Source organism: Martinezella sp. CNPSo 3890, from assembly GCF_057784455.1.
Genome location: NZ_JBXSOR010000007.1, coordinates 87,475 through 111,889, shown reverse-complemented (window position 1 = coordinate 111,889; position 24,415 = coordinate 87,475). Strand labels below are relative to the sequence as shown.

The following is a 24,415-nucleotide window of genomic DNA, read 5'->3' as shown; positions in this document are numbered from 1 at the left end:
AAAGCCCTTTCTGGCGAATCGAGACTGAAAGTGCAACCGTGATCAGTTTTCCAGAAGGAAGGCGACAGCGCGGGCGGGAATAGCGATCTGCTCTCCGGCTGGCGTTTCGCCTGCTGTCGTCAGCAGGGACCAGCCGCCGCTCTCGGAAGCCGGCAATGTAACGGCGCGTTCGTCTGCGGCGCGATTGAAGATTATGGCGAGTCGCGTCGATCGATGCGTCGCGCGATCCGCTGTTTCCAGCGCCATGCCAAGCACGGCCGCTCCTGGCGCCTCCCAATCCGGCACCGTCATTGGCGTCCCTGCGCCTGAAAACCAAAGCACGTCACCATCACCCCGGAAGAAATTCATGTCGCCAAAGGCGGTGAAGCGGCGGCGCAGGCCGGCGAGCCAGGCAGTATGGCCGATCAGTTCCTCGTCCAGCGTCTTCCAGTCCATCCAGGTGATGGCGTTGTCCTGGCAATAGGCATTGTTGTTGCCCTGCTGGCTGCGCCCGCCTTCATCGCCTGCCGTCAGCATGATAGCGCCGCGCGTGGCAAAGAGCGTTGACAGCATAGCTTCAATATCGGCGCGGCGCTTGCGCTGGACCGAGGGATCATCCGTTTTTCCCTCGATGCCGTTGTTCCAGGAGAAGTTCTCGTTGTGACCATCGCGATTGTTCTCGCCATTGGCCTCATTGTGCTTGTTCTCGTAGGACACGAGATCCATCAGGGTGAAGCCGTCATGGGCGGCGAGGAAGTTGACGCTGCGCGTCTGTGTCCGCCCGTCACGGCCAAAGATGGACGAAGAGCCGGCAAGGATCGTTGCCAGATCGCCGATGCCGGCATCGCCGCGCCAGAAGCGGCGCAGGTCGTCGCGAGCGCGGTCGTTCCATTCGAGGAAAGGTGCCGGGAAATTTCCGAGCTGATAACCGCCTGGACCGATGTCCCAGGGTTCGGCGATCATGATTCGATCCTGCAGCACCTCGTCCGCCAGCATGGTGCGCAGCGTCATGCTTTCCGGATCGAAGCCCTTGCCGTTGCGGCCGAGCACGGTGGCGAGATCGAAGCGGAAACCGTCGATCCCGGCATTGCGGACGAAATGCCGTAGGCTGTCGATGATGAGCTTGCGTGTCGCCGGCTGATCGCATGCAACGGTGTTTCCCGTGCCGGTATCGTTGACAAGCGTCCCGGGCTGATCCGGCAGGCTGCGGAAATAAGTGGGGTTATCGAGGCCGCGCAGGGATAGCGTCGGGCCTTGACGGTCGCTCTCGCCCGTATGGTTGAAGACGAGATCGAGGATGACGGCGATGCCTTCGGCGTGAAGGGCGGCAACTGTCTCGCGCAACTCCTTCATGCCGCCGGGTACGAGACGCGAGTCGAGCGCCATGAAGGCAACGGGATTGTAGCCCCAGCCATTGGTGAGGCCGAGCGGCGGCAGATGACGTTCGTCGATCCATGCGGTGATCGGCATCAACTCGACGGCGTCGACCTGCAGGCGCTTGAGATGCGCAATGATTGAGGGATGGGCGAGGGCGCCAAGCGTGCCGCGCTGTTTCGCCGGCACATCGGGATGCAGCATGGTGAACGGCTTTACCGCGATTTCGTAGATCAGGCCGCCCGGCTGAAACAAGGGCTTGGCTGGCTTCACCGCGATATCGCGCGAGACGATCGCCTTCGGCATGAGATCCTGCGTATCGGCGCCGTAGACCCCAAGGCGCGGATCGTAGCGAAACGGCCGATCGATCTCCTTGGCATAGGGATCGACAAGCAGCTTGGATGGGTCGAACCATAGGCCGCGATCGGGATCGTAGGTGCCATGGGCGCGCAGGCCGTAGCGCGTGCCTTCCCCCACATCTTTCACAAAGAGGCGGTGTTCATCGCCGTCGCGGGCGAGCGGCAGACGCGCGATTTCCTTGTGGCCCTCGGCGTCGAACAGGCAAAGCTCTATCCGCTCAGCATGCCTAGAATAGACAGCAAATTCGACACCGGATTCAGTGAGGGTGGCGCCAAGGTAGCGGGTTGTCGGTTCGGACATGTCTTGCGGGCTTTCCATTTTAGGACGTTGGAACGAACGTGATGCAATTTGCCGTCGCTCCCGGATAACCCCCTCATCCGTCTTTCGGCGATTTCGCTCCGCTCAATCACCGAAATCCACCTTCTCCCCGAGGGGAGAAGGTCCTTAGGCACAATCCTCCTCTCCCCTCGGGGAGAGGGCAGGGTGAGGGGGTTCTGCAAATTGCCGTCAGGTAATCACCGTCGGTGCATCGCGGCCGGTGCGGCCCTTGATGTCGGCGATATCCTGAGCGGCCGTGATGAGATCGGCCAGCGCTTCCTGGGTCTCGATATTGTGGCGGGTCGAATCGGGCTCGTAACGCTCGATATAGACGCGCAGCGTTGCGCCCGTCGTGCCGGTGCCCGAGAGGCGGAAGACGACGCGCGAGCCGCCCTCGAACATGATGCGGATGCCCTGATGCTGGCTGACCGACTTGTCGACCGGATCGTGATAGGCAAAATCGTCGGCGGCGGAAACCGTGAGGTCGCCGAACTTCGTGCCCGGCAGGGTCGGCAGCTTTTCGCGCAGCGCTGCAATCAGGCCGTTGGCAGCATCGGTATCGACGCCCTCATAGTCGTGGCGGGAATAATAGTTGCGGCCATAGGCGGCCCAATGCTGCGTCACGATATCGATGACGCTCTCGCCGCGCACGGCAAGGATGTTCAGCCAGAGCAGCACGGCCCAAAGGCCATCCTTTTCGCGAACATGGTTGGAGCCGGTGCCGGAGCTTTCCTCGCCGCAGATCGTCGCCATGCCGGCGTCGAGCAGGTTGCCGAAGAATTTCCAGCCGGTGGGCGTTTCGTAGATGCCGACACCGCGCTTTTCGGCAACACGGTCGGCGGCGCCGCTTGTCGGCATCGAACGGGCGATGCCGGCGATGCCATGCGAATAGCCGGGAGCGAGGTTGGCGTTGGCTGCCAGGATCGCCAGGCTGTCGGACGGGGTGACGTAGATGCCCTTGCCGATGATGAGATTGCGGTCGCCGTCGCCGTCCGATGCTGCGCCGAAATCGGGCGCATCGTCGCTCATCATGTCGTCGTAGAGCTCCTTGCAGTAGACGAGGTTCGGGTCCGGATGATGGCCGCCGAAATCCGGCAGCGGCAGGAAGTTGCGCACCGATCCATCCGGGGCGCCAAGACGGATTTCAAAGATTTCCTTGGCATAAGGGCCGGTGACGGCGCTCATCGCATCGAAGCAGATGCGGAAGCCTAGGCTGATCAGGTTGCGGATGGCGCCGAAATCGAACAGCTCTTCCATCAGGGCTGCATAATCTTCGACCGGATCGATGACCGAAACGATCATGCCGTCGATATCTTCGCGGCCGATGCGGTCGAGGTTGATATCCGGGAAATCGGCAATCTTGTAGCTTTCGATCACCTTGGAGCGCTCGTAGATAGCGTCGGTAATCTTTTCAGGCGCGGGGCCGCCATTGCCGATGTTGTACTTGATGCCGAAGTCTTCCGTCGGGCCGCCGGGATTGTGGCTGGCCGACAGGATGATACCGCCGAAGGCCTTGTACTTGCGGATGATGTTGGAGGCTGCGGGCGTCGAGAGGATGCCGCCCTTGCCGACCATCACCTTGCCGAAGCCATTCGCGGCGGCCATCTTGATGGCCTTCTGGATGACTTCGCGATTGTAGTAGCGGCCATCGCCGCCGATGACCAGGCACTTGCCCTGATAGCCTTCGAGCGAATCAAAAATCGACTGGATGAAGTTTTCCGCGTAGTTCGGCTGCTGGAACACCGGAACCTTCTTTCGCAGGCCCGAAGTACCTGGTTTCTGGTCCGCGAAGGGGGTGGTGGGTACTGTTTTAATCATCGGGTTAAGCGCCTCTCGAGACTAGACTGGAGTAGAGAGCGGCGTAGCGTTCTGCGCTCCTGCCCCAGGATACGTCGGATTTCATGCCCTGCTTTTGCATCTGCGTCCAGACCTTTCGATCCGGGAAAAGATGCATGGCACGGCGCACGGCCTGCAAAAGCCCCTCCGCGGTGATGGGCGAAAATTGAATGCCGGTCGCGACTTTTGCCTGCAGCGCGGCATGGTTGGCGTCGATAATCGTATCGTTCAGCCCGCCCGTTCGCGCAACGATGGGTAAGCAGCCATAGCGTAAGCCATAAAGCTGCGTGAGGCCACAGGGTTCGAAGCGCGAGGGAATGATAATCGCATCACAGCCGGCCTGCATCAGGTGCGACATGGGTTCGTTGTAGCCGGCCGAAACACCGACGCGACCGCGATGACGGCCGGCTGCGGCAAAAAGCGCGCCCTCCAGCGCTGCATCACCTGCGCCGAGAATTGCGAGCTTGCCGCCCATGTGGACGATCTCGCTGGCAACTTCAGCCAGAATATCCATGCCCTTCTGCCAGGTGAGGCGGCTGACGACGCAGAAGATCGGACCGTCATCGTCGTCGAGACCGAAATGCTCGACGACCCGATGACGGTTGATGGCGCGATCCTTCAGCGTCGCCGCGCTATAGGTCTGCGCGATCATCGGATCGGTCGCAGGGTTCCAGATGTCATCGTCGATACCGTTGACGATGCCGTAGAGATTGTAGGCCCTGCTGGCGATGACGCCTTCGAGGCCCATGCCGAATTCCGGCGTCAGGATTTCTTCCGCATAGGATGGGCTGACGGTGGTTAGGGCATGTGCCGTCTGTAGCCCGCCTTTCAGGAAGCCGACATCGCCGTAATATTCGATGCCTTCCATGGAGAAAGCGTGGGCCGGCAGGCGCAGGCCGGGGAAGATGTCGGCGCCGAACTGGCCCTGGAATGCGATGTTGTGGATGGTCAGCACACTCGGCAGCTCCGGCGTCGGATAGTAGCGCATGTAGACCGGCACCAAGGCCGACTGCCAGTCATGCGCATGCACGAGATCCGGCCGCCAGCCGGGCAGGAGGCCGGCGGCAATTTCCGCACCGGCGAGCGACAGCGCGGCGAAACGACGCCAGTTGTCGGGGTAATCCTTGCCCGTCGCATCCACATAGGGGCCGCCGGTGCGGCTGTAATAGGCCGGCGCATCGAGCACGAGGAAGGAAATTCCCGCGTGCTCGACCTCGAGAATGGTGGCTGCCTCGCCAAGGAGGTCCGGAAGCTCCAGACGGGCAACCGGATCGCGGATGGCTTTCATGACCGCAGGGTAGCCCGGGATGAGGGTCTTGGTTTCAACGCCATAGGGCTTCAGTGCAATAGGCAGGGCGCCGGCCACATCGGCAAGGCCCCCTGTCTTGATGAGGGGGAAGACTTCGGACGAAACCGAGAGAACCTTCATAGGTTACAAATCCAGCTTGTCGATCATCGATTGGGTGATGAGGCAGATGCCGCTTTCCGTGCGGCGGAAACGCTTGGCATCGAGTTCCGGATCCTCACCGACTATCAGACCTTCGGGAATGGTGACGCCATGGTCGATGACGACATTCTTCAGCTGCGCGCGGCGGCCGATCTTGACACTCGGCAGCACGACGGCGCCTTCCAGCTTGGAGTAGGAATTGGCGCGGACACCGGTGAAGAGCAGGCTGTTGTAGAGGCTCGCGCCGGAAATGATGCAATCGCCGGCAATGACCGAGGAGATGGCGGAGCCGCGGCGATCTTCGTCGTCATGAACGAATTTGGCCGGCGGCGTGATTTCGGCATAGGTCCAGATCGGCCAGGATTTGTCGTAGATGTCGAGCTCCGGCACCACGGCGGTCAGGTCGATATTGGCCTGCCAATAGGCGTCCACCGTTCCGACGTCCCGCCAATAGGCCTCGCGCTCGAAATCCGAACGAACGCAGGATTGCGTGAAGCGGTGAGCGATGGCTTTGCCGTTCTTGACGATATGGGGAATGATGTCCTTGCCGAAGTCGCGGCTGGAATTTGGGTCGGCCGCATCGCGCTTCAGGCATTCGATCAGGAATTTCGTGTGGAAGACGTAGATGCCCATCGAGGCGAGCGCGAAATCGGGGTTGCCGGGGATGCCTGGCGGATCGGCCGGCTTCTCGACGAAGTCGATGATCTGATCCTTATCGTCGACGTGCATGACGCCAAAGCCGACAGCTTCCATACGCGGCACTTCCAGGCAGCCGATGGTGACGTCAGCGCCGGAATCGACATGTTGCTGCAGCATCCATTCATAGTCCATCTTGTAGATGTGGTCGCCGGCGAGGATGACCATGTATTCCGGACCATAGGGCTCGATGATGTCGATGTTCTGATAGACGGCGTCCGCGGTGCCCTCGTACCACTGCGTTTCGGAAACGCGCTGCGAGGCCGGCAGGATATCGAAGCTTTCGTTTCGTTCGGGACGAAAGAAGTTCCAGCCGCGCTGCATGTGGCGGATCAGCGAATGGGCCTTGTATTGCGTCGCGACGCCGATGCGGCGGATGCCGGAATTGAGCGCGTTTGACAGCGCGAAATCGATGATCCGGGTCTTGCCGCCGAAATAGACGGCTGGCTTGGCACGGCGGTCGGTCAGTTCTTTCAGGCGGCTGCCGCGGCCCCCGGCAAGAACGTAGGCCATGGCATCGCGTGCCAGCGGCTGGAAACGTTTTTCTACCATTTTTATTCCTCCCTGTCCGTAGTGATCTCAGAATTCCGGTTCGAGCATGATGGTCGCCAGCGGAGGCAGCGTTATGATCGCATGTACGCCTCCGCCTGCATTGACGGCCTGGACACGCCCGCCATTCCCCTTGCCGCTGCCGCCGTAGATGTCGGCATCGGTATTCAATATCTCGCGCCACCGCCCCTCAGCTGGCAGACGCAAAGTGTAATTCTCTCGATAGACTGGCGTGAAATTGGTGATGACGGCAACCGGCTTTTCGCCCGGCGCCTTGCGCAGCCAGGCGAAGACCGAGTTTTCGAAATCGTCGACGACAAGCCATTCGAAGCCATCGCCCTCGCAGTCGCGGGCGTGGAGTGCCGGCTTGCTGCGATAGGTGAAATTGAGGTCGCGAACGAGGCGGCGCATGCCTTCATGCATGCGGTACTGCAGCAGGTTCCAGTCCAGGGCACGCTCCTCGCTCCATTCGCTCCATTGTGCGAATTCCTGGCCCATGAACAGCAGCTTCTTGCCGGGATAGCCCCACATGAAGGCATAGTAGGCGCGCAGATTGGCGAATTTCTGCCAGTCGTCGCCGGACATCTTGGCGATCAGCGATCCCTTGCCGTGGACGACTTCATCATGCGAGAGCGGCAGGACGAAGTTTTCCGAGAAGGCGTAGATCAGGCCGAAGGTCAGCTCGTTGTGGTGATATTTGCGGTGCACGGGTTCGCGGGCGAGATAGCTCAGCGTGTCGTGCATGAAGCCCATGTTCCACTTGAAGCCGAAGCCGAGGCCGCCTTCATGAACCGGCTGGGATACTTTCGGCCAGGAGGTCGATTCCTCCGCGATGGTCATGACGCCGGGATGTGCACCATAGATCCGGGTATTCACCGACTGCAGGAAGCGGACGGCTTCGAGATTTTCGTTGCCGCCATATTCGTTCGGGATCCATTCGCCGTGCTTGCGGGAATAGTCGAGGTAGAGCATGGAGGCGACGGCATCCACGCGCAAACCGTCCAGGTGGTATTTTTCCGCCCAGTAGAGTGCGTTGTTCAGCAGATAGGCGAGAACCTCGGTGCGGCCGAAATTGTAAATCGCCGTGTTCCAGTCGGGGTGAAAACCCTTGCGCGGGTCCTCATGCTCGTAGAGGGCGGTTCCATCGAACCAGCGCAGGCCATGTTCGTCGGTCGGAAAATGCGCCGGCACCCAATCGAGGATAACGCCGATGCCGACCTTGTGGCAGCCGTTGACGAAACGGGCAAAGCCTTCCGGTTCGCCGAAGCGGGCCGTCGGGGCGTAAAGACCCGTGGTCTGATAGCCCCAGGACGGATCGTAGGGGTGTTCGGTGATCGGCAGGAATTCGATATGGGTGAAGCCCATGTCGACGCAATAGGGGATGAGGCGCGAGGCAAGCTCGTCCCATGACAGCATCGAACCGTCGTCGCGGCGCTGCCAGGAACCGGCATGTACCTCGTAGATGGAGATCGGCTGGCGGCGCTGGTCGACGCTTGCCCAATGTTCGCGATGCGCCGAATCGTCCCAGACCTGAAGCAGTTCGTTGGCGGTGACCGAAGCCGTCTTCGGGCGCAGCTCGCTGCGTCGGGCAAAAGGATCGGCCTTCAACGGCAGCAAGACGCCATCATGGCCACGGATCTCAAACTTGTAGGCGACCCCGGCTGGCACATCCGGGGCGAATATCTCCCAGATGCCGCTGTCGGCACGGAAACGCATGACGTGCCGGCGGCCATCCCAATTGTTGAAATCGCCGACGACGGAAACGCGCTGCGCATTTGGCGCCCAGACGGCGAAATGAAAGCCCTGCACGCCCTCGTGCTTCAGGGGATGGGCGCCCATCTTGTCGAACAGGCGCAGATGCGTGCCCTGGCGCGCAAAATAATCGTCCATCGGCCCGAGAACTGGACCGAAGCTATAGGGATCGGTTACCGCCCATTCTGCATCGCCGCGCCGTGCGCGATAGCGGACCGGCTGCTGCTTGGCGAGCTTGACGTCGCCGGAAAAGAAGCCTGCCGGATCAAGGCATGCGAGCTCGCCGATGACGGAACCGTCGAGTGCCGTGGCGGTGACGGCTTCCGCGCCAAGGATGAAACAGCGGGCCACATAGCCGTCATCCGTCTTGTGAACGCCGAGAACGGCGAACGGATCGGAATGGGTGCCTGCGAGAATTGCAGCAATATCCTCTGCCGAAATATCGCTCGAGCTCGTGGCGTCAGCGGTTTTTTTCGGCTTTTTCATCCGGCTCTCCAGATTTCCTTGGCGTATTGACGGATCGTCCGGTCGGAGGAGAACCAGCCCATGCGAGCGGTATTGTTGATTGTCTTTGCGTACCACTCCGACGGGTTGGCCCAGAGAATGTCGACTTCGCGCTGTGCCGAGGCATAGGCGTCGAAATCGGCAGCGACCATGAACCAGTCGTGGCTATAGATGCCGTCGATCAGGCTGGCGTAGCGGTTGCGATCGTCGGGAGAGAAGACGCCGGAGGCAATGGCCGAAAGTGCTTGAGCCAATTCGCGCGAGCGCTCGATAATGGCGCGCGGATTGTGACCGTCGCTGCGCAGGTTCGCGACCTCGTCGGCCCGCAGTCCGAAGATGACGATATTGTCCTCGCCGACATTGTCGCGCATTTCGACATTGGCGCCGTCAAGCGTGCCGATGGTCAACGCGCCGTTGAGGCCGAATTTCATGTTGCCGGTGCCGGAGGCTTCCATGCCGGCGGTCGAAATCTGCTCCGAAAGGTCGGCGGCCGGAACCATGACTTCTGCCAGCGAGACGTTGTAGTTCGGCACGAAGACGACCTTCAGGAGGCCGCGTACGGACGGATCGTTGTTGATGACGCGGGCGACGTCGTTGATCAGCTTGATGATGAGCTTCGCGTTGTGATAGCTCGGCGCCGCCTTGCCGGCAAAGAGCTTGACGCGCGGCTGCCAGTCAAGTTCCGGATGCGAGCGGATCTGGTCGTAAAGTGCCACTGCCTCAATGACGTTCAGGAGCTGGCGCTTGTATTCATGGATGCGCTTGATCTGGATATCGAACATCGCGTTCGGATCGAGCTTGATGCCCATGCGGCTGGCGACGAGGTTGGAGAGCTGCACCTTGTTGGCACGCTTGACGGCGGCGAACTTCTCCTGGAAGGCGCTGTCGTGGGCGAACTGATCCAGCGGCTTCAGCTGTTCCGCATCGTCGAGGAAGGCGTCGCCGATAGTTTCGCGTACGAGATTGGTCAGCCCGGGATTGCATTGCATCAGCCAGCGCCGCGGTGTGATGCCGTTCGTCTTATTGTTGATGCGATCGGGATAGAGCTTGTGCAGGTCGGCGAAGACCGTGACCTTCATCAAGTCGGTATGAAGCGCGGAAACGCCGTTGATCGAATGCGAGCCGACGAAGGCGAGATTGCCCATGCGCACGCGGCGATCACCATTCTCGTCGATCAGCGAGATCGAGCGGATTTCGGTGTCGCTGAAATTGCGCAGCTTGCGCGCTTCGACCAGAACCTTGGCGTTGATGGCGTAGACGATCTGCATGTGCCGCGGCAAAAGCCGCTCGAATAGCGGTACGGGCCAGCTTTCGAGCGCTTCCGGCAGCAGGGTGTGGTTGGTGTAGCCAAAGGTGTTTCTGGTGATATCCCAGGCCTTGTCGAAATCGAAGCCGTGGACATCGATCAGCAGGCGCATCATTTCCGTGACGGAGACGGCCGGATGCGTGTCGTTCAGCTGGATCGCAACCTTGTCGGCGAGATTGGTCAGGTCGTCATATTGCTGCAGGTGGCGGCGAAGGATGTCCTGCAGCGAGGCGGACGAGAAGAAGAATTCCTGGCGCAGGCGCAGCTCCTGACCGGCGGGCGTCGCATCGGCGGGATAGAGAACGCGGGTCAGGCTTTCGGCCTTGTTGCTTTCGCGTAGCGCGCCGATGTGGTCGCCGGCGTTGAAGGCATCAAGCAGGATCGGGTCGATCGGTTGCGCCGACCAGAGGCGCAGCGTGTTGACGCGCCTGCCGCGCCAGCCGACGACGGGCGTGTCGAATGCCGTGGCGATGACGCGCTCGGCCGGCTTCCAGACGTAACGCGGCTGATCGTCGTGACCGCCGATGGTCTCGACAGCACCGCCGAAGCCGATTTCATAGGAGCTTTCCTGGCGTTCGAATTCCCATGGGTTGCCGTGCGCTAGCCAGGTTTCGGGCAATTCCACTTGCCAGCCATCGGCCATCTGCTGACGGAAGAGACCATGCACGTAACGAATGCCATAGCCATAGGCCGGCACATCGACGGTTGCCATGGATTCCATGAAGCAGGCGGCAAGACGGCCAAGGCCGCCATTGCCGAGCGCTGCGTCGGGCTCAAGGCCGGCGATGACACGAATATCGACGCCCAGCGAAGCGAGAGCGTTGGTGATTTCCTCCATCAGGCCCAGATTGGAGATGGCGTCGCGCATCAGGCGGCCGATGAGGAATTCGAGAGACAGATAGTAAACGCGCTTGGCACCGGTCTGATAGACCTTGCGGGTGGATTCGATCCATTTGTCGATGACGCGGTCGCGGATGACCAGGATCGTTGCCGTCAGCCAGTCATGTGGCTTGGCGACCTTCGCGTCCTTGCCGATACGGTATGTCAGGCGCTCGATGATTTCTTCGGCAAGGATTTCGGGGCGGGAACTGCGCGGGGCTGGAACGGGGAGATCGGCTTTCGTCAAGTTATTCATACTATCAACTCTCGCCATTTATGATTTATATTCAGCGTGTTACGCTCAATTAAATCGATTTGCCTTTCCGTGTCACTATCAGTTTACGCACCGATGTAAAGCAGTTGCAACAAGCGAGTTGGGCGGATGCGAAAAATGCCGCCAAAGGTCTGCCCTGAGTCGGAAAAGACTTGATTCCGATGATGTTTCGGGCTTTTATTCGCGCATCGATCAAACGAAAAGCCGCGCGATACTCGCATCGCGCGGCTTTTTCTTTGCTGTCTATCTATGGTTGCTTGGTGCTATTGCCAGCGAGATCACTTCGTCAGCAGCGTCATCTGCTTCGATGTTTCCGTGGCGATTGTCGTAAATGCCTTGAAGAGATCCGCAGCGCTTTGGGGCGTAAAGTAGTCGGAGGCTGAAGTAGCGCAATACTTCAGCAAGGCCTGGCCATTCTCCGGTGCCATGAAGGCAATCGTGTACACGTGGATGCCGTTGCTGCGCGCCTTGTCGCATTGTGCTTTGGTATCCGTGTCCGCATTTGTCACGTTGTTTTCTCCGTCGGTCATGAATACGATGTACATGGTCGGGTTCAGGACGCCGCTCTTGTCCTTATGTTGGAGCTGCTCATATGTCAGTCCTGACGTCGGGGACGATTTCGTCAATGCGTCGACAGCGGCCGTAAACGCGGGGGCCGAATTCGTGGAGCCGCTCGAAGTCAGATTGTTGACATACGTCGTGATGCCGCTCGTACCCCAAGCCAGGGCCGTAGGTGTCTGAGCGACATTGTTATAGGAGTCCGCGCCTGTTCGAACGTACATCATGTTCGGGTCGGCACTGTTTAGCTGTGCAGCCAGATTGGACGTGGCAATCTTCAGCGATTCCATTTTGGTGTAGTAATTCGTCTTGGTGCCGGTGCACGTACTCCACACCTGTCGGCCGTTCGCATTCGTCTTCAAGCAGCTATAGGTATATGTCGTGGTCGGCTGCTGGGTATTGACCGTGTCCGTGGCTTCATCCATGGATCCGGAGCGGTCCAGAACAAAATACATCGACAGCGCATTCTGCTGGGTTTCGGTAGTCTTTCCGCTGGTTGACGTGCTGGACGCAGAAATGTTCAGGGAACTCTGGCCCGTCAGGCGGGTCATGCTGTTCACGGGCATTGAATAGGATGCATTTACAACGACCGTGTAACCCGAATTCCCGGAGGAATCGGTCGTTTTTGTAACCGTCGTACTGGTGCCCGCTTTCAGTGAATTCGTAGCATCCACATTGCCGGCGAGATAATTCGACATCTGGCCGAGGACAAAATTATTGGCCATATCCTTGGCGGTCGTCGTGGTCGCACTGCCTTCAGCGAGCGCCGTTGCTGTAGCGAGTGCCGCAGCATCCGTTGACTCCTGCAGCTGACTGCGTGTCAACGACATGTTCGTGACATCGACGGCTACACCTCCCGCAACAGCCAGCACGGGTACTGCAATCGCCGTCAGGATGCCGAAGTTCCCGGCTTTATCTCGTAGAAGTTGTTTTGCAATGCGAAGTAAATCCGAGCCGGCAACCATCATGTCCGCCTATAAAAGAGCTTCAGTCTCAAGAATGGCGGGACTATCGATTACAGATATTAGTTGAAGGTTTAAGCGGTCAGTTGATTTTTAACAAACTACATAATCTGGCGCGATTTGCTTCAGATTTTTACTACTTTAAGTATATTCTATTTTAGTGGAACGACATCTACTGCCTGAACGGCTTTCTGATTGCCGTAGCTCTTCAGTACGCCGATAACGGGGGCAACGTCCGAATAATCGCGACCATAGGCGACGACGATGTGATCCGTGCCGGCAGGAATATTGTTGGTCGGATCGAGCTCGATCCAGCCTGCCGTCTCACCGCACCAGACGCGCACCCAGGCGTGCATGGCGTCGGCGCCTTCCAGTCTTTCCTTGCCGGGCGGCGGAATGGTGCGCAAGAAGCCGCTGACATAGCCGGCAGGGATACCGAGGCTGCGGAGCGCGATGATCATCACATGCGAAAAATCCTGGCAGACCCCGCGCTTGAGGCGAAATGCGTCCTTGGGGGTGGTATCGACCGTCGTCGCCTTGGGATCGTAGGTGAAGTCCTTGTGGATCTGCGCGCAGACCGCATGCGCAATCTGCAGTGTCGTCAGTTTGGTCGATTTCCATTGCCTGGCGTAATCGGTGATTTCGCCCGTGTCCGGCAGGCGCGGGCTGCTGCCGAGGAAATGGTGGGGTGAAGACGGATCGATCGACCAGCAGTCTTCGATCTCTTCCGGCAACTTGGCCAGCAGCGGCGAGAAGTCGGCCCCGACGGGCTGGCTTTCCACCTGAACGCGCGCCTGCATGCGGATGTCGAGCCTTTCATGCGGATCGCGAACCAGGATCGAGGTCGCCGGATGCTGGAAGAAATCCGTGAAGTTGGATTGCTCGTCCGGACCCGGGGTTATCTTTACCGAGCCGGCGATCAGCCTCTGCCGATTGGGCAGTGAGAGCGGCATGACGCGCAGGATATGCCGCGCGCCGCTTGCCGGCACGTCGTAGATGTAGCCCATGTGAAGCGAGAGATCGTAGAGCATTACGTCATCCGAGATAGGTGCGTGCCAGCAGGTCGGACAGCCGCTCCAGTTCGCGCGCCAGCTGCTGGTAGACTTCGACCGTCATCGCTTCGGGCGTCATGACAGCCAACCCTGAATGCAGGCGCATGGCCTCGCGGAAAAAAGGCGACATCTGGCCGTTGACGTAAGCGTTCGGGAGCTGTTCGACCTCGCGGTGGATCTCGTTCATCTGGAAGAGAATCGAGCGCGGGTTGAGCGGATCGAGTGCGAGCAGATCCGTCACTGTCAGCCGAGCGGTATTGACGTTGTAGCGGCGACGATGGGTCATGACGCTGTCGCCGATTTCAAGCAGCATGTCGAGCGCGCCGTCGGGCGCATCGGGGCCGGACATATGGCCGAGCAGCCGTGTCATGTGCAGGCCGCGCTCGATATAGCGGCCGAGCGACAGAAAGCGCCAGCCGGTGAAGCGGTACATGTTTTCATGCACGAGACCGGCAAAGCCCGCGAGCTTGCGCAGCAAGATCGTCATGGCATGGCTGGCATCGTCGCCAGGTTTCACCCCTTCCTTGAAGCGGCGTGCCGTCTTGGCGAGATCGTTCAGCGCCAGCCAGCCGTCGGGAGAGAAGCGGTCGCGAATATTGCTTGCCGAATAGACGGCGCTGTCGATGTTGCGCAGCAGGGTTTCCGGCACCGCCTGCTTGGTATCGATATCGATGGCGGCAAGATAGGCGCTGACATCGGCAAGCAGCGGCTGGTTCGGATCGGCCGCTTCGGCAAAACGGCCATGCCAGGCGCGCAGGATGCGCAACGCCCCTTCAGCGCGCTCGATATAGCGGCCGAGCCAGAAAAGGTTGTCGGCCGCCCGGCTCGGCAGGCTGCCCGGCATGTTGCGGGTGAAAGTTTCTTCGGCCGGCAGAAGCGTGTGCGCCTCGACGGGCTTGTCGGAGACGATCCAGACATCGGCGGCCGAACCGCCGGCCTGCATTGCGATCGCCGCGACATCGTCGCCGCTGCCGATGCGGGCAAAGCCGCCCGGCATGATCTGCCAGCCGTTTTCCGTGCGGGCGGCGAAGACGCGCAAGCTCATCGGCCGTGGCGTCAGCCTGCTATTGACCCAGGCCGGCGTCGTCGAAAGTGTCACGACCTCCTGGCCCACCAGCTTGTGACCCTCAGTCGCCAGCCAGTCCGCGATCGAATCGCGGGCGGTGCTGCGTAATGTCGAACCCAACACCGATTGGCCGTTGTCATCAAAGAAGGGCATGCAGGAATAGGCCGGGCCGATGACCATTTTTTCGATATTGGCGGCGACATGTTCCCGCTCGCGCTTCTGACCGCACCACCAGGTCGCGATAGAGGGCAGCTTCAGCTCCTCGCCGCGCAAATGCCGGCAAATGGTCGGCATGAAGGCGAGCAGCGCTCTGGTCTCGAGAATGCCGGAGCCGAGTGCATTGACGATCGTCACCGTCTGCGCCCGCAGGGCTTCGACGAGGCCGGGCGTGCCGATATGGGAATGCTGGTTGAGCTCCAGCGGATCGGCATAGGAGGCATCGAGGCGGCGCCAGAGGACACTGATCGGTCGCAGCCCCGCGACGGTGCGCACCATCAGCTGATCGTTGACGACCGTGATATCCTCGCCCTCCAGCAGCATGAAGCCGAGATAGCGGGCGATATAGGCGTGCTCGTAATAAGTCTCGTTGGCAGGCCCCGGCGTCAGGACGGCGACACGTCCTTCGGCTCCGCGCTTGCCGCCAAGAAGCGCATCGCGAAAGGCACCGAAGAAGGAGGCAAGACGATGAACCTTGGTTTCGGCATAGATATCGGAAAAGGCACGGGTGGTAGCGACACGAGTTTCGAGAGCGAAGCCGGCGCCGGATGGCGCCTGTGCGCGGTCGGCCAGTACCCACCAGTTGCCATCAGGACCGCGGCCGACCTCGAAAGCCAGGAAATGCAGATAATGGCCGCTTGCGGGCTTGACGCCGACAAGCGGACGCAGGAATTCCGGATTGGCGGCAATCAAGGCTGGCGGCAGCAGCCCTTCGCTCACCAGCCGGCTGTCACCATAGATATCGGCGATGATCGATTCCAAGAGATCGGCGCGCTGTTGCAAGCCTTCGGAGAGCGCCTGCCATTCGCGCTCGTCGATGAGCACTGGGATATGGGAGATGGGCCAGTTGCGTTCGCTGACGCCCGCCGTTCCGTAGGCGCGATAGAAGACGCCGGCGTCGCGCAAATAGCGGTCGGCGCGGGCGAAGCGCTCGGTCAATCCCTCTTCCGTCATACGCGTCAGCGCCGAGAGGAAGTTTTGCCAGACTGGGCGGACCGCGCCGGTATTGTCGACCATTTCGTCGGCCACACCGGGCAGGGGACGATAGGCAAAGGCCGGCGCCTTGGCAGTGCCGGTCTTTGCCTCATCCCGCCGTTCCGTCGCCGGTTTTCTACCCATGCTCAGTTCCGTCTCAAATTCCTGCCGGACGCCTGAGGTCGAGCGTCAGCGGGAATTCCACCGATGCAGTCTCCGGTCTTACGGCATAGCCACCTGCTGTATGCCCCCAAGGCTCGAAACGCGCAAGACGTCGCGCTTCCGCCTCATTGCCATTAACGGGGAAGGTGTCGTAGTTGCGGCCGCCCGGATGGGCAACATGGTAGATGCAGCCGCCGATCGAGCGGCGCGACCATGTATCGTAGATATCGAAGGTCAGCGGCGTGTCGATGGGAAGCACGGGATGCAGACCTGAGGCCGGATGCCATGCCTTGTAACGCACACCGGCGACCGAGATGCCTGCCATTCCCGTCGGCGTCAGCGGTACAGGACGGCCATTGCAGGTTACCGTATAGCGGGAGGGATTGGCGGTTTCGAACCTCACCTGCAGACGCTCAACCGATGAATCGACATAGCGCACGGTGCCGCCGATCGCGCCTTCTTCGCCCATGACGTGCCAGGGTTCCAGCGCCTGGCGCAGTTCCAGCTTGCTGCCCTCGTATTCGACTTCGCCGCAGAAGGGGAAGCGGAATTCGAGCTGCGCCTGGAACCATTCCGGTTTGAGGTCGAAACCGTTTTCGCGCAGATCGGCCAGGACGTCGAGGAAATCCTGCCAGATATAATGCGGCAGCATGAAGCGATCATGCAGCGTCGTGCCCCAGCGCACGAACCTTCCGTCGATGGAATTGCGCCAGAAGCGGGCGATCAGCGCGCGCACCAGCAATTGCTGGGCAAGGCTCATGCGCGCATTGGGCGGCATTTCGAAGCCGCGGAATTCGACGAGGCCGAGGCGTCCCGTCGGTCCATCAGGCGAAAACAGCTTGTCGATGCAGATTTCCGAGCGGTGCGTGTTGCCGGTGACGTCGGTGAGAAGATTGCGGAAAAGGCGATCGACCAGCCAGGGAAGCGGCTGAATGCCGCGACCGGGCGCCGGCACCTGCGCCAGCGCGATTTCCAGTTCGTAGAGACTGTCGTGGCGGGCCTCGTCGATGCGCGGGGCCTGGCTGGTCGGGCCGATGAACATGCCGGAAAAGAGATAGGAGAGCGAGGGATGGCGCTGCCAGTGCAGCACCAGGCTCTTCAACAGGTCGGGACGGCGCAGGAACGGGCTATCCATGGTATTGCGGCCACCCACAACGACATGGTTGCCGCCGCCGGTGCCGGTGTGGCGGCCGTCGATCATGAACTTGTCGGTGCCGAGCCGGCTGGCGCGTGCCTCTTCGTAAACCGCCGTGGTGATATCGACGGCTTCCTTCCAGCTCGATGCCGGATGGATGTTGACTTCGATGACGCCGGGATCGGGCGCAACGCGGATGACGTTGATGCGTTCGTCCTGCGGTGGCGGATAGCCCTCGATGTGAACCGGCAAGTTCAGGGCTGCGGCTGCGCGTTCCGCTGAGGCAACAAGATCGAGGTAATCCTCGACGCTGACCGTCGGCGGCATGAAGATGCAGAGGCGCCCGTCGCGAGGCTCGACGCTGATGGCCGTGCGGACATAGCCGCCGATCTCATCGACCGATTGCGGCATGATCGGCTGCTGGCCGGTGAAGGGTTGGAAATGAGCGGCTTGCAGCGGCCGGCCCTTGTCTTCATTGTAATCCGGCAGGGCCTCGCGGGGGATCGTTGGATCCATCGGGTTGATGTAGGGATATTGCGATGCCGGTATCCAGCCAAGCGAATTCAGCGGCAGGCGATAGCCGACCGGGCTATCGCCGGGCGTCAGGAAGATGCGGCCGCGGCGCGTACGCCATTTCTCGCTCGTCCAGCGGCGGCCGCTGGCGCGCGCATTCCATGCCTGTATGGGAAGGACATAGCCCGTCGGCCGAGTCAGTCCACGTTCGAAGACGCGGGCCATGCGCGAACGCTCTTCCGGATCCTTCAGTTTCGAATTGGATGGATCGACATTTTCGGGCAGGTTCGCTTCCTTGACCAGCCATTCGGCCGGGTCCTCGAAGGCGGGCGCCACATAGTCCGGTTCGATATCGAGTTCGCCGGCAATGGCCGTCAGCAGTCGGCCGGCATCGTCTTCGGTGACGCTGTAGTTGCGGCCCTCATTGGCAATTAGATCCGGGTTCGACCAGATCGGCAGGCCGTCGCGTCGCCAGTAGAGCGAGAAAGTCCAGCGCGGCAGGCTTTCGCCGGGATACCATTTGCCCTGGCCGTAATGCAGGAAGCCGTTCGGTGCGAAGCGTTCGCGCAGGCGGCGGATCAGCGTATCGGCTTTCTCACGCTTGGTCGGGCCGACGGCGGCTGTGTTCCATTCGTCGGACTGGAAATCGTCGATCGACACGAAGGTCGGCTCGCCGCCCATGGTCAGGCGTACGTCGTCTTCCTTCAGGATCGTGTCGACCTTTTCGCCAAGCGCATTCAATGCATCCCAGCTTTCGTCCGAGAAGGGCTTGGTGATGCGCGGATGCTCGGCGACGCGGGCAACCTTCATGTCGAAATCGAATTCGGTCTTGGCCTCGCCGAAATAGCCCCCCGAGATCGGCGCGGCATTGCGGTAATGCGGCGTGGCGGCCAACGGAATATGGCTCTCGCCCGTCAGAAGGCCCGAGGTCGGATCGAGGCCGACCCAGCCGGCGCCGGGAAGATAGACTTCCGCCCAGGCATGCAGGTCGGTGAAGTCGACTTCAGTACCGGAAGGGCCGTCGAGCGCCTTCAGATCCGGCGTGAGCTGGATGAGGTAGCCTGAGACGAAGCGGGCGGCGAGTCCGAGATGGCGCAGCACCTGAACGAGCAGCCAGCTCGTGTCGCGGCAGGAGCCTTTTGCCTTTTCCAACGTCTCCTCAGGCGTCTGGACGCCGGCTTCCATGCGGATGACATAGCCGATCTCCTGCTGCAGGCGCGTATTGAGGCCGACGACCATGTCGACCGTCTTTTGCTCTGAGCGGTCGAGCGTGGCGAGGAAGGCTTTCAGCCGGGGGCCAGGCTCCTCCGGCTTCATATAGATCGACAGATCCTCGCGGATGGTCTCGGGATAGTCGAAGGGCCATTTGGTGGCTTCCTCTTCGACGAAGAAGTCGAAGGGATTGTAGACTGTCATGTCAGCGATGAGATCGACCTCGATCTTCAGCTCGGTGACCGGATCGGGAAAGACGAAGCGGGCGAGATAGTTGCCGTATGGGTCTTGCTGCAGATTGACGAAATGGTTTGACGGCGTGACTTTCAGCGAATGGCTGAGCACGCGCGTCTTGGAATGCGAGGCGGGTTTCAGGCGGATGATCTGGGGGCCGAGGCGGACCGGGTTGTCGTATTTGTAATGGGTGAGATGATAGATGCTCGCCTTGATCGCCATATGTCTCTTCGCCTAGCCCGCATCGTTGTGCGGTGATTGCTGTTCCCTTGGAGCAGTGTGTGCAATGCAGCGAAAGAAAGCAAGGTGTCTCCCGGCGCTTCGGAAAGTCCTGCCATGTAACCCCAAAACAAAAACGGCGAGCTTTTGCCCGCCGTTCTGAAATCTTGATCTGTTTGCCTGCGCTCAGCTTCTGCCGAACTCGTCGACAAGGCGGATGATATCGTCTTCGCCGAGATAAGAGCCGGTCTGCACTTCGATGAGCTCCAGCAGGATCTTGCCCGGGTTGGCCAGGCGATGCACTTCGCCGAGCGGGATATAGATCGATTCGTTTTCGCGGAGCATCTGCACGTTCTCGCCGACCGTCACTTCGGCCGTGCCCTTGACGACGATCCAATGCTCGGAGCGATGGTGATGCTTCTGCAGCGACAGCTTCTTGCCCGGCAGCACGAAGATGCGCTTCACCTGGAAGCGCTCACCGTTCAGCACGGAGGTATAGCCGCCCCAGGGGCGGTAAGAGGTGGGGTGCGTTTCCGTGAGCTTGGCCGTCTTCTTCTCGCTCGCCAGCAGCTTGACGAGCTTGCCGACTTCCTGGCTGTCCTTGAGGTGGCCGACATAGACGGCGTCTTCGCTGGCGATGACGGCGACATCCTCAAGGCCCTGCACGGCAACGTGCAGGCTATGCGACATGACGAGCGAATTCTTGGTGTTGACCAGCGTCGTGGCGCCGGCCGACACGTTGCCGCTTTCGTCGCGGCTGCCGACTTTCCAGACCGCATCCCAGCTGCCGAGATCGGACCAGGTGAAGGGCGAGGGAACGACGGCGGCGTTAGCCGTCTTTTCCATAAGCGCGTAGTCGATGGAGATGTCCGGGCTCTTGGAGAAATTGTCAGCGTCGAGGCGGGTAAAATCGAGATCGCGCGTCGATTTCGAGACGGCCTTGCTGGCAGCCTTTTCGACGTCGGGCGCAAATTCCTTCATTTCGGCGAGAAGCTGGGCGGCCGAGAACATGAACATGCCGGAGTTCCAGTAGAAGCTGCCGCTTGCCACCATCTCCTTTGCCTTTTCCAGGACAGGCTTCTCAACGAAACGCTTGACGGCATGGGCGCCGGTCGAGAGCGCCTTGCCGGTTTCGATATAGCCGTAGCCGGTGGCCGGCTCGGTCGGCTTGATGCCGAAGGTGACGAGCTTGCCCTGCAGTGCCGTGTCGCGGGCCAGGCGCACGCAATCATAATAGATAGTGTTGGCATCGATCTCGTAATCGGAGCCGAGGACATGCATGATCGCGTCCTTGCCGAAGAGCTCGGTAACGAGCGCAGCGGCGGCGGCAACGGCAGCGGCAGTATTGCGGGCGATGGGCTCCAGCAGCACGGCGGCCAGTTTGAGGTCGAGTTCGCGGGCCTGCTCTGCGACGAGGAAACGGAATTCCTCATTGGTCAGGACGATCGGCGCTTCATAGAGCTCGGGATCGGCCACCCGCTCCAAAGTGTTCTGGAACAGCGTCTTGTCGCCGATGAATTGGATGAATTGCTTCGGAGCGGAAGCGCGCGACAGCGGCCATAGCCGCGTACCCTTGCCACCTGCCATGATCACCGGAACGATCTTTGCTGCCATACTCTGCCTCTCCTGGACACTTCAAACGAGAGCCGGCATCGAGAGCGCAACCGTTGCGCTTTCCGCCGTGCTCCTTCGACAACGTCAATCGCCATTGCGATATTTTTTGGCAAAACGCTAGCGCTAATATGCCAGTAGCGTAAACATTCGGCGATCTCGGCTCGGAAATCCCGATGAAAGTCCGCTGCGCGCGCCTTTCCGAAAGGGGGGAGAGAGGCAGAATCGATAAGTACGATTCTGCCCTCAGGATCCGCCATAGGCCAGCGAGGCCATGGTGATGATCGTCATTATGTCGGAGATCAAGCTTCCGCCCTGTCGTGCTCTTCATCGTGCACCGGCGCATGGCCGAGACCATTGCGCCTGTTGTACCGGATCGAGGACCAGAGCGAGATGCCGATCAGGGCCGCGCCGCCAAGGCCGGTGATGACTTCCGGAATATGCGTCAGCGTCTGCACGTACATGATCACCGAAAGGATCAGTATGGCGTAGAAGGCGCCATGTTCGAGGTAGCGATAGTGGGCGAGAGTGCCTTTTTCCACCAGCATGATCGTCATGGAGCGGACGTACATTGCGCCGATGCCGAGGCCGATCGCGATGATGAAGAGGTTCTGGGTAAGAGCGAAGGCGCCGATGACGCCGTCGAAGGAGAAGCTGGCGTCGAGGATTTCGAGATAGAGGAAAGCGCCGAATCCACCCTTTGCCGCCGCGCTCATCGTTCTTTGCGAGGCATCCAGAAAGCCGGCCAGAACCTCCACGAGCAGGAAGGTGAGGAGGCCGTAGATCGAGGCGTGCAGGAAGGTCGTGGCGTCGTCACCGTCAAGCACGGAGGTGAAGATGAGGACCATGATCAGCACGAAGGCGATCTCCACGCCCTTGACGGTGGCGAAATGCGCCATCCGCTTCTCGATGAAGCTGATCCAGTGCACGTCCTTTTCGTGATTGAAGAAATAGGTCAGGCCCACCATCATCAGGAAGGTGCCGCCGAAGGCGGCGATCGGCAGATGTGCCGCCTGCATGATCTCTGCATATTGCTCAGGCCTGGTGGCGGCGAGTTGCAACGCTTCCCATGGATTGATCCAGGCGGCGATGGCGACGATCGCCAGCGGAAAGATGATCCGCATGCCGAAGACGGCGATGATGATGCCCCAGGTCAGGAAGCGATGCTGCCAGACCGGCGTCATCTCCTTCAGCTTGTTGGCGTTGACGATGGCATTGTCAAAGGAAAGCGAGATTTCGAGCACGGCGAGGACGGCACAGATGAAGAAGGCCGTGGCAAGACCGCTGAAGGTGCCGGTGGTGTTCCAGCCCAGCAGGGCACCGAGGGCAAGGCCGCCGACTGTAGCGGCAAAAGCCCAGCCGAAATAGCCGAGTACGGATTTTGAAGCGGTGCGCGAGTTCATGTGCGCGCCTCGCCGCAAAGGGAGTGAATCTGTCCGGATTGCGCGCATAGCCGCATACCGAAGACGGCATGCGGGTGAGGCATGGTCAAGCTGATCATGGAAACGAAGTCCGCCGGCTCATCTGCAGGCGGTACCGACATCGCGAGAGCGCCGTGAAAACTCTCGCCAGAGGGGCCCGGCACCAAAGTTCAATCCGTCGCCGATGTCAGGGAGGCACGGAGATGCTTCATAGTTAGTGAAGTTGCGATGCAGGTCAAGAGTTGAAATCGTGGCGACAGCAACTGCCCTTGATAATTGCGAATTCGAGGAACCAAACAGGGAGGGCCGCGTTTGCCCTTCAAGCGGCCTTGTGCCGCCCCCCGCCGCTTCAAAACCTCAGGCGGATCGTTATCCCGATAACAGCGACAGACAGGAGAAGCTCCGATGAGCCCGACACCCATCCACCCCAAGTCGCAAACGCAAAAACCGGAACTGACGGAACGACAGAAAAAGGCACGGCCGAATACGCTACGCCAAGCTCAGGTCCTGCCGCCGCATCAGGTGGATCTTACCCTGCATCCCGTCACCCACGAGGATGTGCATGTTCCTGCACACGTCAACGGCGCAGACCTGTCGCGCGAGTCGCCGGCGGATGCCAATCATGGTCGGAAGCAAAAGACCACGCCGCGGCATTAATTCGAGTGTTGGAGCTCGGACGGTGGCAGCGCGGCGAATGGGCGCTACTTGTGTCGAGGCGTCTTGCCGTCGGAAGTAAAGCTGCCGTTGAAGCTCATCTCGGTCGATTTGGCCGAGCATTCGATGGCGATCGGCTTGCCGGCATAGGGATTGGCGAAGGTGCAAGTGCCCCTGGCTTCGACCTGGCCCGATATCTTGCCGCCGGCACCGGTCGAGATGACGTCGATCGGCAATTGCGCCGTCCCCTTCTGGCTGCCTGCCTTGATGCCCTTGCCGTTGCCTTGGAAGCCAAGCATCTTGCCGCCGGACGTGAAGATGAAGGTCACGGATCCATCGGGGCCGGTGACGCTGGCGATTTCGGCCTTGCAGCCCTTGGAGGCATCGAGCTTGCCGACCACGAGCTTGGAGCATTTTCCACTAACGACGGTGACGCCTTTCGATGGGAAATCATCCACTGCGCCGGCCGAGGTTGCGGCCAAGATGGTCAATCCAAAAGCAATGCCTGCGAATCTCATAAGTGGGGCTCCTTTCAAGCCCCAGCAAATTCGCCGATCCAAATGTGGCAGTCAACCCGAAGCGGGGCGCAAACCCGAAACCCGCTGAAATCGCTCGGATTCACACTGGGCGCTTCAGCGTTTGACGTCACACATCTCGCTGTTGCAAGGCCATCCGCGGTCCTTGCGCGAAGTGCGTTAATGTTGCTGCGCCGATTCCGGAACGAGCGAGCCGATCAACTGTAGCAGGGCATTCTGGCGATTGCCGCCACCGGCCAGGAATTCATAAAGGGTCATGCTCTTCTCGCTGCCGCCGTCGACGACATAATCCGCTTGGCGAATGACGTAGACCTCGCCGCTTTCGGTGTCGCGGGCGAGGTGAAACATATATTCATCGCCGTTGGGCTTGTGGTTCTTGTAGAACTGCCGCTTCACCACCGTCATCTCGTCCTCCCGTATGATCGATGCGCTGATATGACAGTAGGATGACGGCGCGGCCGGAAGTCAAGCGGCTTGTGGCGGGAACTTGTGTCGCAGGTTCCGTTCAACTCGCAATCGCAGCGAACAGCAGCATGTGATTGGCTATCTTTCAAAAGACTACTATTCTCGACCTGCGCTCGAATTTTTCGGGACGCAGCTAGTTGGAGATCGAAG

At 60.3% G+C, this 24,415-nt stretch carries 15 protein-coding genes; 1 reads left to right on the top strand and 14 read right to left on the bottom strand.

The genetic code is table 11. From position 1 onward, the window contains the following. Positions 1 to 42: 42 nt before the first annotated feature. From glgX to AC13RC_RS18125, 12 genes are all read right to left on the bottom strand, one after another. On the bottom strand, positions 43 to 2,013 hold the full coding sequence (gene glgX / locus AC13RC_RS18180; RefSeq protein WP_488558027.1) for a glycogen debranching protein GlgX: 1,971 nt from the start codon (positions 2,011 to 2,013) through the stop codon (positions 43 to 45). A gap of 207 nt (positions 2,014 to 2,220) precedes the next feature. Continuing rightward, positions 2,221 to 3,849 carry an alpha-D-glucose phosphate-specific phosphoglucomutase gene (locus tag AC13RC_RS18175; protein ID WP_069613291.1) on the bottom strand — a complete coding sequence of 543 codons (1,629 nt, stop codon included), beginning with the start codon at positions 3,847 to 3,849 and terminating at the stop codon, positions 2,221 to 2,223. Between the two features lie 4 nt (positions 3,850 to 3,853). After that, positions 3,854 to 5,296 (bottom strand): glycogen synthase GlgA, encoded by a 1,443-nt coding sequence (glgA, locus tag AC13RC_RS18170; RefSeq protein WP_113330515.1) that lies wholly within the window; start codon positions 5,294 to 5,296, stop codon positions 3,854 to 3,856. 3 nt (positions 5,297 to 5,299) lie between these two features. Next, entirely contained in the window at positions 5,300 to 6,562 is a 1,263-nt protein-coding gene (glgC, locus tag AC13RC_RS18165; protein ID WP_113330514.1) for a glucose-1-phosphate adenylyltransferase, read from the bottom strand. Between the two features lie 27 nt (positions 6,563 to 6,589). Further along, positions 6,590 to 8,797, bottom strand: a complete 2,208-nt coding sequence (glgB, locus tag AC13RC_RS18160) for a 1,4-alpha-glucan branching protein GlgB (RefSeq protein WP_113420206.1) — start codon at positions 8,795 to 8,797, stop codon at positions 6,590 to 6,592. Then, positions 8,794 to 11,256, bottom strand: coding sequence for a glycogen/starch/alpha-glucan phosphorylase (locus AC13RC_RS18155; RefSeq protein ID WP_488558026.1), 2,463 nt, complete (start codon positions 11,254 to 11,256; stop codon positions 8,794 to 8,796). The genes glgB and AC13RC_RS18155 overlap by 4 nt, the downstream gene beginning before the upstream one ends. A 296-nt stretch (positions 11,257 to 11,552) precedes the next feature. Next, complete coding sequence (locus tag AC13RC_RS18150) at positions 11,553 to 12,800, bottom strand: vWA domain-containing protein (protein WP_488558025.1); 1,248 nt, start codon at positions 12,798 to 12,800, stop codon at positions 11,553 to 11,555. Between the two features lie 146 nt (positions 12,801 to 12,946). Then, positions 12,947 to 13,825, bottom strand: a complete 879-nt coding sequence (locus AC13RC_RS18145) for a transglutaminase family protein (RefSeq protein ID WP_488558024.1) — start codon at positions 13,823 to 13,825, stop codon at positions 12,947 to 12,949. A 4-nt stretch (positions 13,826 to 13,829) separates the two neighbouring features. Beyond that, positions 13,830 to 16,247 carry a circularly permuted type 2 ATP-grasp protein gene (locus AC13RC_RS18140; protein WP_488558023.1) on the bottom strand — a complete coding sequence of 806 codons (2,418 nt, stop codon included), beginning with the start codon at positions 16,245 to 16,247 and terminating at the stop codon, positions 13,830 to 13,832. Between the two features lie 13 nt (positions 16,248 to 16,260). Continuing rightward, positions 16,261 to 19,581: a transglutaminase family protein gene (locus AC13RC_RS18135; protein WP_488558022.1), complete on the bottom strand. Its 3,321-nt coding sequence runs from the start codon at positions 19,579 to 19,581 to the stop codon at positions 16,261 to 16,263. A 183-nt stretch (positions 19,582 to 19,764) separates the two neighbouring features. Then, complete coding sequence (locus AC13RC_RS18130) at positions 19,765 to 21,192, bottom strand: mannose-1-phosphate guanylyltransferase/mannose-6-phosphate isomerase (protein WP_488558021.1); 1,428 nt, start codon at positions 21,190 to 21,192, stop codon at positions 19,765 to 19,767. A 299-nt stretch (positions 21,193 to 21,491) separates the two neighbouring features. Beyond that, positions 21,492 to 22,592 carry a DUF475 domain-containing protein gene (locus AC13RC_RS18125; RefSeq protein WP_488558020.1) on the bottom strand — a complete coding sequence of 367 codons (1,101 nt, stop codon included), beginning with the start codon at positions 22,590 to 22,592 and terminating at the stop codon, positions 21,492 to 21,494. Positions 22,593 to 23,015: 423 nt separating this feature from the next. Here AC13RC_RS18125 and AC13RC_RS18120 point away from each other — a divergent pair, with 423 nt between their 5' ends. Continuing rightward, a complete protein-coding gene (locus AC13RC_RS18120) occupies positions 23,016 to 23,267 on the top strand; it encodes a hypothetical protein (protein ID WP_183812751.1) in 252 nt (83 codons plus the stop codon). 44 nt (positions 23,268 to 23,311) lie between these two features. On the opposite strand, the gene AC13RC_RS18115 is transcribed toward AC13RC_RS18120, so the two are convergent. After that, positions 23,312 to 23,782 carry a hypothetical protein gene (locus AC13RC_RS18115; protein WP_113330505.1) on the bottom strand — a complete coding sequence of 157 codons (471 nt, stop codon included), beginning with the start codon at positions 23,780 to 23,782 and terminating at the stop codon, positions 23,312 to 23,314. Between the two features lie 177 nt (positions 23,783 to 23,959). Then, the gene (locus tag AC13RC_RS18110) at positions 23,960 to 24,205 is read right to left on the bottom strand and encodes a hypothetical protein (RefSeq protein WP_069613279.1); all 246 of its coding nucleotides are present in this window, start codon (positions 24,203 to 24,205) and stop codon (positions 23,960 to 23,962) included. Positions 24,206 to 24,415 lie beyond the last annotated feature (210 nt).